At 63.7% G+C, this 14,099-nt stretch carries 15 protein-coding genes and 1 other RNA gene; 11 read left to right on the top strand and 5 right to left on the bottom strand.

The features are described from left to right. Positions 1-58: 58 nt before the first annotated feature. On the top strand, positions 59-676 hold the full coding sequence (locus LOY33_RS20850; RefSeq protein ID WP_043862050.1) for a glutathione S-transferase N-terminal domain-containing protein: 618 nt from the start codon (positions 59-61) through the stop codon (positions 674-676). 17 nt (positions 677-693) lie between these two features. Continuing rightward, on the top strand, positions 694-1,122 hold the full coding sequence (locus tag LOY33_RS20845) for a ClpXP protease specificity-enhancing factor (protein WP_043862051.1): 429 nt from the start codon (positions 694-696) through the stop codon (positions 1,120-1,122). Positions 1,123-1,167: 45 nt separating this feature from the next. Here the strand turns inward: LOY33_RS20845 and LOY33_RS20840 are convergent, their stop codons facing one another. The 5 genes from LOY33_RS20840 to LOY33_RS20820 form a co-directional block, all read right to left on the bottom strand. After that, positions 1,168-1,386 carry a YgdI/YgdR family lipoprotein gene (locus LOY33_RS20840; RefSeq protein WP_043862052.1) on the bottom strand — a complete coding sequence of 73 codons (219 nt, stop codon included), beginning with the start codon at positions 1,384-1,386 and terminating at the stop codon, positions 1,168-1,170. A 92-nt stretch (positions 1,387-1,478) separates the two neighbouring features. Next, positions 1,479-2,057 (bottom strand): BON domain-containing protein, encoded by a 579-nt coding sequence (locus LOY33_RS20835; protein WP_043862053.1) that lies wholly within the window; start codon positions 2,055-2,057, stop codon positions 1,479-1,481. Next, positions 2,054-2,647, bottom strand: coding sequence for a phosphoheptose isomerase (locus tag LOY33_RS20830; RefSeq protein ID WP_043862054.1), 594 nt, complete (start codon positions 2,645-2,647; stop codon positions 2,054-2,056). The genes LOY33_RS20835 and LOY33_RS20830 overlap by 4 nt, the downstream gene beginning before the upstream one ends. A gap of 135 nt (positions 2,648-2,782) precedes the next feature. Beyond that, the gene (locus LOY33_RS20825; protein WP_043862055.1) at positions 2,783-3,154 is read right to left on the bottom strand and encodes a YraN family protein; all 372 of its coding nucleotides are present in this window, start codon (positions 3,152-3,154) and stop codon (positions 2,783-2,785) included. Beyond that, on the bottom strand, positions 3,154-4,968 hold the full coding sequence (locus LOY33_RS20820; RefSeq protein WP_258659940.1) for a penicillin-binding protein activator: 1,815 nt from the start codon (positions 4,966-4,968) through the stop codon (positions 3,154-3,156). Before LOY33_RS20820 ends, LOY33_RS20825 begins: the two co-directional genes overlap by 1 nt. A gap of 191 nt (positions 4,969-5,159) precedes the next feature. Here LOY33_RS20820 and rsmI point away from each other — a divergent pair, with 191 nt between their 5' ends. The 9 genes from rsmI to mraY all read left to right on the top strand — a co-directional run bounded on the left by rsmI (position 5,160) and on the right by mraY (position 14,098). Next, complete coding sequence (rsmI, locus tag LOY33_RS20815; protein WP_258662914.1) at positions 5,160-6,032, top strand: 16S rRNA (cytidine(1402)-2'-O)-methyltransferase; 873 nt, start codon at positions 5,160-5,162, stop codon at positions 6,030-6,032. A 67-nt stretch (positions 6,033-6,099) separates the two neighbouring features. After that, positions 6,100-6,459: RNase P RNA component class A (gene rnpB, locus LOY33_RS20810), an RNA gene on the top strand. A gap of 308 nt (positions 6,460-6,767) precedes the next feature. Further along, positions 6,768-7,223, top strand: coding sequence for a division/cell wall cluster transcriptional repressor MraZ (gene mraZ / locus LOY33_RS20805; RefSeq protein ID WP_043862058.1), 456 nt, complete (start codon positions 6,768-6,770; stop codon positions 7,221-7,223). After that, positions 7,220-8,167: a 16S rRNA (cytosine(1402)-N(4))-methyltransferase RsmH gene (gene rsmH / locus LOY33_RS20800; RefSeq protein ID WP_043862059.1), complete on the top strand. Its 948-nt coding sequence runs from the start codon at positions 7,220-7,222 to the stop codon at positions 8,165-8,167. Before mraZ ends, rsmH begins: the two co-directional genes overlap by 4 nt. Then, positions 8,164-8,457: a cell division protein FtsL gene (ftsL, locus tag LOY33_RS20795; RefSeq protein ID WP_043862060.1), complete on the top strand. Its 294-nt coding sequence runs from the start codon at positions 8,164-8,166 to the stop codon at positions 8,455-8,457. The genes rsmH and ftsL overlap by 4 nt, the downstream gene beginning before the upstream one ends. Then, positions 8,457-10,190: a penicillin-binding protein 2 gene (locus LOY33_RS20790; RefSeq protein WP_162484872.1), complete on the top strand. Its 1,734-nt coding sequence runs from the start codon at positions 8,457-8,459 to the stop codon at positions 10,188-10,190. Before ftsL ends, LOY33_RS20790 begins: the two co-directional genes overlap by 1 nt. Then, positions 10,190-11,656 (top strand): UDP-N-acetylmuramoyl-L-alanyl-D-glutamate--2,6-diaminopimelate ligase, encoded by a 1,467-nt coding sequence (locus LOY33_RS20785; protein ID WP_078479520.1) that lies wholly within the window; start codon positions 10,190-10,192, stop codon positions 11,654-11,656. Before LOY33_RS20790 ends, LOY33_RS20785 begins: the two co-directional genes overlap by 1 nt. Further along, complete coding sequence (gene murF, locus LOY33_RS20780; protein WP_058540877.1) at positions 11,649-13,016, top strand: UDP-N-acetylmuramoyl-tripeptide--D-alanyl-D-alanine ligase; 1,368 nt, start codon at positions 11,649-11,651, stop codon at positions 13,014-13,016. Before LOY33_RS20785 ends, murF begins: the two co-directional genes overlap by 8 nt. Next, positions 13,016-14,098 carry a phospho-N-acetylmuramoyl-pentapeptide-transferase gene (mraY, locus tag LOY33_RS20775; RefSeq protein WP_043862064.1) on the top strand — a complete coding sequence of 361 codons (1,083 nt, stop codon included), beginning with the start codon at positions 13,016-13,018 and terminating at the stop codon, positions 14,096-14,098. The genes murF and mraY overlap by 1 nt, the downstream gene beginning before the upstream one ends. Position 14,099: the final 1 nt, after the last annotated feature.

Raw genomic sequence — 14,099 nt, 5'->3', positions numbered from 1 at the left:
CCCCCAGGGCGCGTTTGCATTTGTAATTTCATAAGTTCAACACGCGAGGAGGACCCCCATGGGCGTGACCAATCGGTTAGCCTGCTACTCCGACCCCGCTGATCATTATTCTCATCGGGTGCGCATCGTTCTCGCCGAGAAAGGTGTCGGCGTCGAGATCATCAGTGTCGAAGCCGGGCGCCAGCCGCCCAAGCTGCTGGAAGCCAACCCGTATGGCAGCGTACCGACCCTGGTTGATCGTGACCTGGCGTTGTATGAGTCGACCGTGGTGATGGAATACCTCGACGAGCGCTACCCGCACCCGCCGCTGTTGCCGGTCTACCCGGTGGCGCGTGCCAACAGCCGCCTGCTGATCCACCGTATCCAGCGTGACTGGTGTTCGCTGGTGGACCTGATTCTCGACCCGCGCAGCAAGGAGCCTGCCCGCGTGCAGGCGCGCAAGGAGCTGCGCGAGAGCCTTACCGGCGTTTCGCCGTTGTTCGCCGACAAGCCTTGTTTCCTGAGTGAGGAGCAAAGCCTGGTGGATTGTTGTCTATTGCCCATACTGTGGCGTTTGCCGGTATTGGGTATCGAACTGCCGCGGCCAGCCAAGCCGCTGCTCGATTACATGGAGCGTCAGTTTGCGCGGGAAGCCTTCAAGGCCAGCCTGTCCGCCGCTGAACGCGATATGCGTTAGGTTTTAAGGAGCCGTTGATGAACTCCAGTCGTCCGTATCTGGTGCGAGCCTTGTATGAGTGGATCGTGGACAACGATTGCACGCCGCACATGCTGGTCAATGCCGAGTACCCTGCGGTGCAGGTGCCTCAGGGCTTCGCCAGCGATGGCCAGATCGTTTTGAACGTGTCGCCCAATGCCGTGCGTCACTTGCACATGGATAACGAAGCCGTGAGCTTCGAGGGGCGTTTCGGTGGGGTTGCCCACACGCTGTACGTGCCTGCCGGCGCCATCCTGGGTATCTATGCCCGTGAGAATGGCCAGGGCATGGTGTTCGAACTCGAGCCGCCACTGATGGAGGATGACGACCTCGAGGACGAGGGCGTCGAGCCGGATGATGACGGCCCGCCGAGTGGCGGGCAGCCGCCGCGGCCAAGTGGGCGTCCGAGCCTGAAAGTGGTGAAATGAAAAAAGGCGACCTTGCGGGGTCGCCTTTTTTTTGGGCCTGTGTGCTTACAGGTCGGTGATGGTGCGCACCTGATCCTTGTTCACACGGGTGCGTTTGCCGTCGAGCTGCTGGAACTCGTAGAAGCCGGAGCTGCGTTCGAGTTTCGGCGCGTCGACCGCCTGGAACTCACGGCCATCATTGAGGGTGATCAGGCTTGGGGTGGAGCAGCCGGCCAGGGTGGCGAAGGTAGCGATCAGCAGGGTGGCGAACAGGCCGTTCTTCATGGGTATTCCTGTGGGGTGTCGGTGGGGGTTGCGGTGCGCCGGCGGCTTCACGCCCTTCACCGGCGAGGCCGGCGAAGGGCGTGAAGCCGCGGTCAGTCAATGTATTCGAACAGCTTGACGATCTTCTGCACACCCGACACGCCTTGCACCAGGTTGGTGGCCTGATTGGCTTCCTGCTGGGTCAGCAGGCCCAGCAGGTAGACGATGCCGTTCTCGGTCACCACCTTGATGCGCGAACCGGGGATGTTGCTGTCGGTCAGCATCTGGGCCTTGATCTTGGTGGTCAGCCAGGCGTCATTGTTGCGCGCCAGCAGCGAGGAGGGCGGCAGCACCTGAAGTTCGTTGTGCACCTTCTTGACCCGCTGCACCTGACCGGCGGTCTGCTCGGCCAGGCTCTTGAGGTCGGCGCGCGGGGTCTGCCCGGCCAGCAGCACGATGCCGTTGAAGCTGGTGACGACGATGTGCGAGTTCTTGTCCAGGTCCGGGCTGGCCTTGGCCACGTTCACCGCTACCTTGGTTTCGATCAGCGAGTCGTCGATCTTGCTGCCGAAGGTGCGGGTGCCGCGATCGTCCTCGATCGGGTTTTCGCGGCTGGCAGTAATCACCGAACTGCAGCCGGTGATGCTCAGGCACAGGGTCAGGGCCATCAGGCCAAGGCGATTAGGGGTCATTCTTCACTCCCGAACAATTGGCTGTCGATCAAGTCGCAAAGGCAGTGGATCGCCAGCAGGTGGACTTCCTGGATGCGTGCGGTGACGGTGGCCGGTACGCGAATCTCCACATCTTCGGGCAGTAGCAGCGAGGCCATGCCGCCGCCATCGCGTCCGGTCAGAGCTACGACAATCATTTCGCGATCATGTGCGGCCTGGATCGCCTGAATGATGTTCGCCGAGTTGCCGCTGGTGGAAATCGCCAGCAGCACGTCGCCCGGTTGGCCCAGGGCACGGATCTGCTTGGAGAAGATCTCGTTGTAGCTGTAGTCGTTGGCGATCGAGGTAATGGTCGAGCTGTCGGTGGTCAGCGCGATGGCCGGCAGGCTCGGGCGCTCGCGCTCGAAGCGGTTGAGCAGTTCGGACGAGAAGTGCTGGGCATCGCCCGCCGAGCCGCCGTTGCCGCAGGCGAGCATCTTGCCCTCGTTGAGCAGCGCGTTGACCATCACCTGACTGGCTTGCTCGATGTGTGGTGCAAGGACTTCCATCGCCTGTTGCTTGGTGTTGATGCTGGCCTGGAATAGCTGGCGAATTCGGGATTGCATGTCCATCTGTGTGACCTTAAGTGGGGCGGCTGGTCGGGCGTGTCGCAACGTCTTGAAGACCCTGCGGCACATGACTGTGCAGCCCGCGAAACAAAGAGCAAAAAAGTTGAGTGGGTAACGGATGCATCAAGCGGGGCGGGTTCAACTGTCGAAAGCGTTCTTCAGCCAGTCGAGCGGTGTGCCCGAGTGGCCGCGGCCCTGCAGGGCAATCACGTCGAAACGACAGGGCTGGTTGGCCCAGCGCGCCTCCTGCTGCAGAAAATACTGGGCCGCTAGCACCAGTTTTTGCTGTTTGCGGGTATCGACGCTGGCCAGTGCTCCGCCAAAGCCCGCGTGCAGCCGGTAGCGGACTTCGACGAATACTACTGTATCGCCGTCAAGCATGACCAGATCAAGCTCGCCGCGTTTGCATCGCCAGTTCTGCGCCAGCAACTGCAGGCCCTGCGCCTGAAGGTAATGCAGGGCCTGCTGTTCGGCCGCGATACCCGCGGCCTGGCGAGAACCGTCGGGCATCAGCGCGGGGTGTCCGGCAGGCGCTTGACCTGACCGCCGGTGAACTCGGCCCATGGCAACTGGCGTTCGATGCGTTGGTTGGCGTTCATGCTCAGGCTGCCGGACAGGCCTTCGATACGGTTGTCCGGCAGTGCCTTGAGCTGGCCCAGGCGCGGCGCGAGGCTGTAGGCATCGGCACCCATCGCGTACAAGCGACCGATGCTGCCGGCCGCTTGCGGCCACTGGCGTACCACCTGCTGGCGCAGGCTGTTGCCGGTGTCGAGCAGCCACGGCGTTTCGCAGAAGCGAATGCCGTTCATGTCGTTGTACTCGTTGACGTTGCCGCTGGCGCTGTACACGTTGGAGGTGGCGTACACCGGTACGTCACCGGCGTACTGGAAGTTCAGTGTCGGCTTGATCTGCTGGGCCTGGGTCGGGGTTGCGGCCAGGAAGATGAAATCGATGTCCTGGCGACGCGATGGCTGTGCCGAGACACTGCCGCCCACGGTGCTCTGCAGGCTCTTGGCGCGGCCTTCGCTCTGGCGCAGCTGGAACAGGTCGGCGATCTGCTGGGCCAGGGCTACCGGCTGCGACATGTGGGCAGCGGCAATCAGGGTGCCGCCCTTGGCTTCCCAGTCCTGGCGGAAGGCCTTGAGTACGCGATCGCCCCATTCGCCGCTCGGCACCAGGGCCACGGCACGACGCATGCCGTCGGCCTGGGCGCGGCGCGAGACTTCGCGGGCTTCGTCTTCGGCGGCCAGGCCGAACTGGAACAGTTGCGCCGGGCCGGTCTGGCCGGCGTCGCTGTAGTTCAGTGCCAGGGTGGTGATCGGCAGTTGCGGGTAGGCGCTCAACTGCTTGACCAGGTTCTTCTCGAGCGGGCCTACCACCAGCTGGACGCCGCTGGCCTGGGCCTTGCGGTAGAAGTCATCGAGGGAGGTCAGGCGCGAGCTGTCGAAGACTTCGACCGAAGGCGGCTTCTGGCCGGCCTGCTGGGCCTGGAAGTGCGCCGCCATGAAGCCGTCGCGCAGGGCGCGGGCAACACCTGCCAGCGGGCCTTCCTGGGGCAGCAGCAGGGCGATCTTGGTCAGCGGCTGGCTGGCCAGTTCCTTGAGTTTGAGCAGGGGCTGTGGCAGTTGCACGGCGGCAGGGTGGCCGGCGTGCTGGTTGCGCCAGCTTTCGATGGCGGCCTGCTGCTGTTCGAGGGTGCCGGCGCTCTTGACGGCCAGGGCCAGGCTGGTCCAGCCGGCCATCACGTCGGTGCCGGTGCCTTGCAGTTGTTCGGTGGGCAGGGCGGCAACCAGGTTCCAGATGGCCTCGTGGTTGGCACTGGCGGCGGCGCCGCTGAGCAGGGGAGCCATGGCGACGCGCTGTTGCGCGGCAGCCAGGGTCTGGCCATCGGCTTCCAGGGCGGCGGCATGCACGCTGCGGGTGCGCACCTGAAGCTCGGGCGGCAGTTCGTCCAACCGGGCCAGGCTCGGGTGGCTCAGGGCGGTGAGGGCGGCCTTGGGCTGGTTGCGGCTCATCGCCAGCTCGGCGCCAAGGGTGCTGGCGAACACTTGCTGGGCCGGCTTGAGGGTGTCCAGTGGCACCTGCTCGAGGATCCGCGAGGCCCGTGCGAAGTCTTTCTGGTGGTAGGCCAGGTCAGCGGCGCTCAGGCGCAGCAGTGCAGCCTTTTCAGGTGTCTTGCTGGTGGCGGCCTGGTCGAGCAGTTGCTCGATGCTGGCATCCGGAGTGCGCGGCAGCTCACCCAGGCTGGACGAGGGCGAACTGGCGCAGGCTGCCAGCAGGGCAGCGAGGCAGAGGGCTGAGAGCAGCCGCAGGCAAGCGATCATGTAAAAATCCTGTTACTCGATCAAATTAACCTGCAATTGTACCCAAGCGCTGGCCGGGGCGCGATCTTGCTGGCGTTAATCCTTCAATATAGGTCGCCCTGCGCAGGCGTGCCGCCGCTGTGGGTAACGCATTGTTGCCGCCTTACGGGCTACAATGGCGCTTTGTTCTCTATTTACAGGTGTGTGCTGTGATCGATGCTCCAGGTGCTTCCAATTCCACTGCCGGCAAGCTTTTCGTGGTGGCTACGCCCATTGGCAACCTGGATGACATGAGCGCCCGGGCCTTGAAGGTGCTGCGCGAGGCGGCGCTGATCGCGGCCGAGGACACGCGCCACTCGGTCCGCCTGCTGCAGCACTTCGGCATCAACACGCCGCTGGCCGCCTGTCACGAGCACAACGAGCGCGACGAGGGCAGCCGCTTCATCACGCGCCTGCTGGCCGGCGACGATGTGGCGTTGATCTCCGATGCCGGTACGCCGCTGATCTCTGACCCGGGCTACCACCTGGTACGCCAGGCGCGAGCGGCGGGCATCGATGTGGTGCCGGTACCGGGCGCCTGCGCACTGATCGCGGCGTTGTCGGCGGCGGGCCTGCCGTCCGACCGGTTCATCTTCGAGGGTTTTCTGCCGGCCAAGGCGGTAGGTCGCCGCGCGCGCCTGAGCCAGGTCAAGGAAGAACCCCGTACGCTGATTTTCTATGAGGCGCCGCACCGCATTCTGGAGTGTCTGCAGGACATGGAGGCGGTGTTTGGCGGCGAACGGCCGGCGTTGCTGGCTCGTGAGCTGACCAAGACCTTCGAGACCCTGAAGGGGCTGCCCCTGGCCGAGCTGCGCGCGTTTGTCGAAAACGACAGCAATCAGCAGCGTGGGGAGTGCGTGGTGCTGGTGGCGGGCTGGACCGCCCCGGAGAACGAAGAGGCCGTGAGCAGCGAAGTGATGCGCGTGCTTGATCTTCTGCTAGCAGAGATGCCGCTCAAGCGTGCAGCAGCCCTGGCGGCGGAAATTACCGGGGTGCGGAAGAATGTTTTGTATCAAATAGCGTTGGAAAAACAGAAAGACCACTAATGTCATAGTGATATTATTTGTTTTATCGCTTGTTCTCGGGGCCCGCTGCCGTTAACCTTTGCGGCGGAGAGTCGATTGGACAGTCGCTGCCTTCTTTTGTTCCGCAAAAGAGGGGGGAGGAAAGTCCGGGCTCCATAGGGCGGAGTGCCAGGTAATGCCTGGGGGGCGTGAGCCTACGGAAAGTGCCACAGAAAATAACCGCCTAAGCACTTCGGTGCCGGTAAGGGTGAAAAGGTGCGGTAAGAGCGCACCGCACGGCTGGCAACAGTCCGTGGCTAGGTAAACCCCACTCGGAGCAAGACCAAATAGGGTTCCATATGGCGCGGCCCGCGTTGGAACCGGGTAGGTTGCTAAAGGCGTCCAGTGATGGCCGTCGTAGAGGAATGACTGTCCTCGACAGAACCCGGCTTACAGATCGACTCTCCACCTTTTCCCTTCCTGCTTGATTCGATAGCAGATGTGTTCTGGTAATACCAAAAAAATCTTACTCTTCATAAATCACTTTAACTTTGCACTCTATCCGTTTGAGTGAATTTGCCTTTCCCCGTCAAAACCCCTCTCGATTCTCCTCTTTGTATCGCCTTGTTGCTCTAAATCGCCGATCTGTAAGGGTTTTCCTTATAAGCGCGCCTTGACGGTGTGGTGGGCGGATTCCTATAGTGTGCGCAAGTGGCGGAAAGTGGCATGAAGTGGGTTTTCAGACACAAAAAAGCTAACATTTAGGGAAGTGCAGCCGTGTTTCGCGGAGCCAACGCAATCAACCTTGACGCAAAAGGCCGTCTCGCAATGCCGAGCCGGTACCGTGACGAGCTCGATTCGCGCAGTTCCGGGCAGTTGATCGTGACGATCGACGCGGTTGATCCCTGCTTGTGCGTGTATCCGCTGGATGAGTGGGAACTGATCGAAGCCAAGCTGCGTGCCTTGCCGTCGTTACGCGAAGAGAACCGTCGCCTGCAGCGTCTGCTGATCGGCAATGCGGTGGATCTGGAACTCGACGGCAGTGGGCGTTTCCTGGTGCCACCGCGTCTGCGCGAGTACGCCAAGCTGGACAAGCGGGCGATGCTGGTGGGGCAACTGAACAAATTCCAACTGTGGGACGAGGACGCCTGGAACGCTGTTGCTGCAGCTGACCTGGTGGCCATTCAACAACCGGGCGCGATGCCTGATGAACTGCGTGATCTGATCCTGTGACTATAGATAGTGGCTTCAAACACATCACCGTACTGCTTGACGAAGCCGTCGAGGCTCTCGCCGTACGCGCCGATGGCTGCTATCTGGATGGCACCTTCGGGCGTGGCGGGCACAGCCGGCTGATTCTCCAGCACCTGGGGCCGCAGGGTCGGCTGCTGGGGTTCGACAAGGACCCACAAGCGATTGCCACCGGGCAAGCGCTGGCGGCCGAAGACGGCCGCTTTGTCATTGTGCAGCGCAGTTTCGCCGAGCTGGGCGCCGAAGTCGCCGAGCGGGGCCTGTCCGGCAAGGTCAATGGCATCCTGCTCGACCTGGGCGTGTCCTCGCCGCAGCTCGATGACCCCGAGCGCGGCTTCAGTTTCATGAACGACGGCCCGCTGGACATGCGCATGGACCCGAGCCGTGGCGTCAGCGCCGCCGAATTCATCGCCACCGCGCCGGCCGAAGAAATCGCCCGCGTGTTCAAGGAGTACGGCGAAGAGCGTTTCGCCAAGCGCATGGCCAACGCCGTGGTCGCCCGTCGCGAGCAGCAACCCTTTACCCGTACCGCCGACCTCGCCGAAGTGCTCAAGGTCGCCAACCCCGCGTGGGAAAAGGGCAAGAACCCCGCCACCCGTGCTTTCCAGGGGCTGCGCATTCACGTCAACAACGAGCTGGGCGACCTCGAAGCCGGGCTCGAGGCTGCCCTCGACACGCTCGAGATCGGTGGCCGTCTGGTGGTCATCAGCTTCCATTCGCTGGAAGACCGCATCGTCAAGCTGTTCATGCGCAAGCTGGCCAAGGGAGAGGCCGACAACCTGCCACGCAACCTGCCGGTACAACACAAGCCCTTCGAGCCCAAGATCAAGGTCCATGGCAAGGCGCAGTTCGCCTCCGAGGCCGAGCTCAAGGCCAACCCGCGCTCGCGTAGCGCGGTCATGCGTGTGGCGGAGAAGCTGCGTTGAGCAGGCTTTTCGCCAAGCCCTTGCCAGGCGGCAGCTTCCTGATGCTGCTGCTGTTCATTGGCGTGCTCGTTTCGTCGGTGGCGGTGTCCTACAGTGCGCACTGGAACCGCCAGTTGCTCAATACCCTGTACGGCGAGCTCAACGAACGCGACAAGGCGCAGGCCGAGTGGGGCCGGTTGATTCTGGAACAGAGCACCTGGACCGCCCACAGCCGCATCGAGAATCTGGCCAGCGAACAGCTGCACATGCGCATTCCCGCCGCTGACGAAGTACGGATGGTGGCGCCATGATGAAACTTGAAGGCGCACTCTACCCGTGGCGGTTCCGCGTTGTGGTCGGCCTGCTGGTGATCATGGTGGGGGCCATTGCCTGGCGTATCGTCGACCTGCAGGTGGTCGACCGCGACTTCCTCAAGGGGCAGGGCGATGCCCGCAGCCTGCGTCACATTCCGATTCCTGCGCACCGCGGGCTGATCACCGACCGCAACGGCGAGCCGCTGGCCGTGAGTACGCCGGTTACCACCCTGTGGGCCAACCCCAAGGAGATGCAGGCTGCCAAGGACCGCTGGCCGGCGCTTGCCGCCGCGCTCAAGCAGAACCCGCAGCAACTGGCCGAGCGCCTCGAACAGCAGGCCAACAAGGAATTCATCTACCTGGTCCGCGGCCTTACCCCGGAGCAGGGCCAGGTGGTGCTCGACCTCAAGGTGCCCGGCGTGTATGGCATCGAAGAGTTCCGCCGCTTCTATCCAGCCGGCGATGTCGCTGCGCACATGGTCGGGTTCACCGACCTCGACGATCACGGTCGCGAGGGGGTGGAGCTCGCCTACGACGAGTGGCTGGCCGGGGTGCCCGGCAAGCGGCAGGTGATCAAGGACCGGCGCGGCCGGCTGATCAAGGACGTACAGGTCACCAAGAACGCCAAGGCCGGCAAGACCTTGGCGTTGTCCATCGACCTGCGTCTGCAGTACCTGGCCACCCGCGAACTGCGTAACGCGATTGCCGAACAGGAAGCCAAGGCCGGTAGCCTGGTGATCATGGATGTGAAGACCGGCGAAGTGCTGGCCATGGTCAACCAGCCCACCTACAACCCCAACAACCGCCGCAGCATGTTCCCGGCGGCGATGCGCAACCGTGCCATCATCGACGTGTTCGAGCCGGGTTCCACGGTCAAGCCTTTCTCCATGAGCGCCGCCCTGCAGAGCGGACGCTGGAAGCCGACCGACAAGGTCGAGGTCTATCCGGGCACCCTGCAGCTGGGCCGCTACACCATTCGTGACGTGTCCAGGAGCGAAGGCCCGATCCTCGACCTGACCGGCATCCTGATCAACTCCAGTAACGTGGGCATGAGCAAGATCGCCTTCGATATCGGTGGCGAGTCCATCTACCGCGTGATGTCGCAACTGGGCCTGGGCCAGTACACCGGCCTGGGCTTCCCGGGCGAGCGTGTCGGCAACCTGCCCAACCACCGCGAGTGGCGCAAGGCCGAGACCGCGACCCTGTCCTACGGCTACGGCCTGTCGGTGACCGCGTTGCAGCTGGTGCATGCCTACGCCGCGCTGGCCAACAACGGCAAGATGGTACCGCTGAGCATTCTCAAGGTGGACAAGACCCCGGAAGCCACCCAGGTGGTGCCCGAGGATACCGCCAAGACCATCCAGGGCATGCTGCAGCAGGTCATCGAAGCGCCACGTGGCGTGTTCCGTGCGCAGGTGCCTTCCTATCACGTGGGCGGCAAGTCGGGTACGGCCCGTAAGGCCACCGTCGGTTCCAAGGGCTACACCGAGAACGCCTACCGCTCGCTGTTCACCGGCTTCGGCCCGATGAGCGATCCGCGCTATGCCATCGTGGTGGTGATCGACGAGCCGAGCAAGGGTGGCTACTTCGGCGGCCTGGTATCGGCGCCGGTATTCAGCAAGGTCATGTCCGGCACCCTGCGACTGATGAACGTGCCGCCAGACAACCTGCCGGCTCCTACTCCACAGCAGCAGGCCGGTGCTGCGCCCGCCAAGGGAGGGCGCGGTTGATGTCGATGCCATTGAGTAAGCTGTTTGCCCTGAGCGGCAACAACGACCCGTTGATCCGCGAGCTGACCCTGGACAGCCGCAAGGTCCGCGCCGGGGACTTGTTCCTGGCGGTGCCGGGTGCGCGTGTCGACGGCCGCGAGCATATTGCCGATGCGCTCAAGCGCGGCGCGGCAGCCGTGGCCTATGAAGTGCAGAACACCACCGTGCTGCCGATCACCGATGTGCCGATGATTCCGGTCAAGGGCCTGATTGCCCAGCTGTCGGATATCGCGGGGCGCTTCTATGGCGAGCCGAGCCGCCAGCTCGAGCTGATCGGCGTGACCGGCACCAACGGCAAGACCAGCGTCACCCAGCTGGTGGCCCAGGCGCTCGACCTGCTGGGCCAGCACTGCGGCCTGATCGGCACCCTGGGTACCGGTTTCTATGGCCAGCTGCAAAGTGGCCGGCTGACCACGCCAGATCCGATTGCCGTGCAGTCGACCCTGGGCGACCTGAAGAAGGCTGGCGCCAAGGCCGTGGCCATGGAAGTGTCCTCCCATGCGCTGGAACAGGGCCGGGTAGCGGCACTGGCCTTCGACATCGTGGTAATGACCAACCTGTCACGCGATCACCTGGACTACCACGGCAGCATGGAGGCCTACCAGGCCGCCAAGGCGCGCCTGTTCGCCTGGCCCGACCTGCGCTCGCGGGTGGTCAATCTGGACGATGCCTTCGGGCGTGAGCTGGCGGCGCAGAAGGGTGATTCGCGCCTGATCAGCTATAGCCTCGTCGACGCTGCCGCCTCGCTGTACTGCCGCGAAGCGAAGTTCGACGACGATGGCGTGCGTGCGGTGCTGGTAACGGCACAGGGCGAGCATATGCTGCGCAGCCGCCTGCTCGGGCGCTTCAACCTCAGCAACATGCTGGCCGCGGTCGGCACGCTGATGGCGATGGATCATCCGCTGGACGAAATTCTCAAGGTCACGCCGCAGCTCGAAGGCCCCGTAGGGCGCATGCAGCGCCTGGGCGGTGGCAGCAAGCCGTTGGTGGTGGTCGATTACGCCCACACCCCCGATGCCCTGGAAAAGGTCCTCGAAGCCCTGCGTCCCCATGCGCAAGGCAAGCTGCTGTGCCTGTTCGGCTGCGGCGGCGACCGCGATCGCGGCAAGCGCCCGCTGATGGCCGAAGTGGCCGAGCGCCTGGCCGACCGCGTGCTGGTCACCGACGACAACCCGCGCAGCGAGGCGCCCCAGCAGATTTTCGACGATATCCGCCCAGGCTTTGCCCGGGGTGAAAGCGTCGAGTTCATCGCCGGCCGTGGCCCGGCGATTGCGCACCTGATCGCCACCGCCGCTGCCGACGACGTCATCGTGCTGGCGGGCAAGGGGCACGAGGATTACCAGGAGATCAACGGCGAGCGCCATGACTTCTCCGACCTGGTCGAGGCCGAAAGAGCCCTGGCAGCCTGGGAGGCCCCGAATGCTTGAGTCAATGTCCCTCAGCCAGTTGGTAGCGCCGCTGCAGGGCCGCCTGCATGGCCAGGATGCAACCTTCGATGGCGTCAGCATCGACAGCCGCGCGATCACCCCTGGCCAGTTGTTCGTCGCCCTGGCCGGGCCGCGTTTCGACGGTCACGATTACCTGGACGAAGTGGCTGCCAAGGGCGCCGTTGCGGCGCTGGTGCAGCACGAAGTGCCGGGCAGCAGCCTGCCGCAACTGGTGGTTGCCGATACCCGCCTGGGCCTGGGCCAGTTGGGGGCGCTCAATCGCGCCGCCTTCGACAAGCCGGTTGCCGCAATCACCGGCTCCAGTGGCAAGACCACGGTCAAGGAGATGCTGGCCAGCATCCTGCGCACCCGCGGGCCGGTACTGGCCACCCGTGGCAACCTCAACAACGACTTCGGCGCACCGCTTACCCTGCTGGAGCTGGCCCCGCACCATACGGCGGCGGTCATCGAGCTGGGCGCCTCGCGCATCGGCGAAATCGCCTACACCGTCGGCCTGACCCGGCCGCAGGTGGTGATCATCAACAACGCCGGTACCGCTCATGTGGGTGAGTTCGGCGGGCCGGAGAAAATCGTCGAAGCCAAGGGCGAGATCCTCGAAGGCCTGGGCCAGGATGGCGTGGCGGTATTGAACCTGGATGACAAGGCCTTCGGCATCTGGAAGCAGCGCGCCGGCCATCACCCTGTGATCACTTTCGCCCTGGCCAATGCCGACGCAGATTTTCATGCCACCGACATTCGTCACGACGAACGCGGCTGCCCCGGTTTCGAATTGCGCAGCCCGCTGGGCAACGCCCGCGTCCAGCTCAACCTGCTGGGCACTCACAATGTCAGCAACGCCCTGGCCGCCGCGGCTGCCGCACAGGCTTTCGGCGTGACACTGGAAGGCATCGTCGAGGGTCTTGACGCGGTGCAGCCGGTCAAGGGCCGCACCGTGGTGCACATGGCGCCCACCGGTGTGCGCGTGATCGACGACAGTTACAACGCAAACCCCACCTCCATGTGCGCTGCCGTTGATATACTCGCCGGCTTTTCCGGGCGTACCGTCCTGGTGCTCGGGGATATCGGCGAATTGGGCCAGTGGGCCGAGGAAGGGCATCGGCAGGTCGGCGCATACGCCAGGGGCAAGGTTGCAGCACTTTATGCCGTGGGCCCGATGATGGCCGAAGCGGTCAAGGCATTTGGCACCGGGGCCCATCATTTCGCCACTCAAGCTGACTTGATCGACGCCGTTCGCGTCGAGCAGGCCAACAACACCACCATTTTGATCAAGGGTTCGCGCAGCGCTGCGATGGAAAACGTCGTGGCGGCCTTGTGCGGTTCCAGCGGGGAGAAACATTAATGCTGCTGCTGCTGGCTGAGTATCTGCAACAGTTCTACAAAGGCTTCGCGGTCTTTCAGTACCTGACCCTGCGCGGGATTCTGGGTGTACTGACCGCGTTGTCGCTGGCCCTGTGGTTGGGCCCCTGGATGATTCGTACCCTGCAGATTCGCCAGATCGGTCAAGCCGTGCGCAATGACGGCCCGCAATCGCACCTCTCCAAGTCCGGCACCCCGACCATGGGCGGTGCGCTGATTCTGTCCGCCATCGGCGTGAGCACGCTGCTGTGGGCCGACCTGACCAACCGTTATGTGTGGGTGGTGCTGATCGTCACCCTGCTGTTCGGCGCCATCGGCTGGGTCGACGACTACCGCAAGGTGATCGAGAAGAACTCGCGTGGCCTGCCAAGCCGCTGGAAGTACTTCTGGCAATCGGTGTTCGGCCTGGGCGCGGCGATCTTCCTGTACATGACCGCGCCCACCAGCGTGGAAACCACCCTGATCGTGCCGATGCTCAAGGATGTCACCATCCCGCTGGGCATCGGCTTCGTGGTGCTGACCTATTTCGTCATCGTGGGCTCGAGCAACGCGGTCAACCTGACCGACGGCCTGGACGGCCTGGCGATCATGCCGACGGTGATGGTCGGTGGTGCGCTGGGTATCTTCTGCTACCTGTCGGGCAACGTGAAGTTCGCCGAATACCTGCTGATCCCCTACGTGCCGGGCGCGGGCGAGCTTATCGTGTTCTGCGGCGCGCTGATCGGCGCGGGCCTGGGCTTTCTGTGGTTCAACACCTACCCGGCGCAGGTGTTCATGGGTGACGTTGGCGCCCTGGCACTGGGTGCCGCGTTGGGCACCATTGCCGTGATCGTGCGTCAGGAGATCGTGCTGTTCATCATGGGCGGCGTGTTCGTGATGGAGACCCTGTCGGTGGTGATCCAGGTGGCCTCCTTCAAGCTGACCGGCAAGCGCGTGTTTCGCATGGCACCGATCCACCACCACTTTGAACTCAAGGGTTGGCCCGAGCCTCGGGTGATCGTCCGCTTCTGGATCATCACCGTGATTCTCGTGCTGTTCGGCCTTGCCACCCTGAAACTGAGGTAGA

This window comes from Pseudomonas sp. B21-036, from assembly GCF_024748925.1.
GTDB classification, from domain to species: Bacteria; Pseudomonadota; Gammaproteobacteria; order Pseudomonadales; family Pseudomonadaceae; genus Aquipseudomonas; species Aquipseudomonas palmensis.
Note: the sequence above shows the minus strand (reverse complement) of the source record. Positions and strands in the feature narration are given on the sequence as shown.